A 652-nucleotide genomic window follows, 5' to 3' on the forward strand; every position below is an offset into this window, starting at 1 on the left:
CTGCTTTCGCCACGATGTGACGGTGGTACGTGGCCCAGCCCCGAATAACCGGGTTGAGTTGCCGTATCAATGCCTCCTGCGTGGCGCTCGCATTGCCCTTGATGATCTCCCGGACCTTGCTCAGCAGCGATTTGATACTCTTGTTCGCTGGCTTGATCAGCAACTTGCAGCCGTACTTGCGTACGTTCTGCCCGAGAAAATCGAACCCCTCCGATGTATGCGTAATCCAGGTCTTCTCCTCCGACAGTTCCAGCCCGCGCTCCGCCATGAAACGGCGGACAGCGGGGAGAACTTGGGTTTCGAGGACTTCCTTCGACGCACAAGTCGCGACAAAATCGTCGGCATATCGGATGACGTGAACCTTGAGCTTGAGTTTTTGGCGCGCGGGTGCTGACACTCCGACACTCGCATGAATGGCCGCCTCCAACCCGTCCAGCGCCATATTCGCGATCACAGGTGAGATGATGCCCCCCTGGGGTGTACCCGCCCGTGTCTCGAACAGAGATCCCTCATCGATGTACCCGGCCTCCAGCCATTTGCGCAGAACCATCTTATCCATCGGGATGTGTTCCAGAACCCAGGGATGACTGAAACTGTCGAAGCAGCTTCGGATGTCGCCCTCTAGAATCCACTCTGCCGAACAGCGGCGTGA

At 57.7% G+C, this 652-nt stretch carries 1 protein-coding gene; it reads right to left on the reverse strand.

Features of this window, described 5'->3' with window-relative positions; genetic code table 11:
* Positions 1–628 (reverse strand): reverse transcriptase domain-containing protein (locus E1J61_RS37215; RefSeq protein ID WP_371705051.1); only part of this gene is annotated, 628 nt, incomplete at its 3' end.
* Positions 629–652 lie beyond the last annotated feature (24 nt).

Source organism: Cupriavidus sp. L7L (assembly GCF_004353535.1).
GTDB lineage: Bacteria > Pseudomonadota > Gammaproteobacteria > Burkholderiales > Burkholderiaceae > Cupriavidus > Cupriavidus oxalaticus_A.